1 protein-coding gene is annotated in these 510 nt (G+C 60.4%); it reads left to right on the plus strand.

The window, feature by feature from the left end; translation table 11 throughout:
• Positions 1 to 510, plus strand: a 510-nt coding sequence (locus NKF26_RS23940; protein WP_253235032.1) for an ATP-binding cassette domain-containing protein, incomplete at both ends; no start/stop codon positions are given.

Raw genomic sequence — 510 nt, forward strand, 5'->3', positions numbered from 1 at the left:
TCATGGAAAACGACGTAATCTCGCTCGTCGGCGAATCCGGGTGTGGAAAGACGACCCTGGGGAAGACCGCAATCGGTCTCCAGCGACCGACGGCGGGGAACGTGAAGTACCGCGGCCACGATATCTGGGACATTCGGGACGGCAACAGCGATAGCGACTTGGAGTGGATGGACGTGCGCAAATCGCTGCAGATCATCCATCAGGACCCGGGAAGTTCGCTGAATCCGAATCGCCGCATCGTGGCGATTCTGTCCGAACCGTTGCGGCAAGTGAGTCCGGGCTTGAGCACGGGCGAACGCCGGGAACGGATTTACTCGCTCCTCGAACGAGTCGGGATGAACCCGGCGGCTGATTTCGCCGAACGCTACCCGCATCAGCTTTCCGGTGGGGAGAAACAGCGTGTCGTGTTGTGCCGGGCGCTGTTGATGAACCCGGACGTGATTCTGGCTGATGAAGCGATCAGCGCGCTGGACGTGTCGTTGCGCGTTGAGATGATGGACCTGATGCTCG

The sequence above is a fragment of the Haladaptatus sp. AB618 genome, from assembly GCF_024136965.1.
Lineage (GTDB): Archaea > Halobacteriota > Halobacteria > Halobacteriales > Haladaptataceae > Haladaptatus.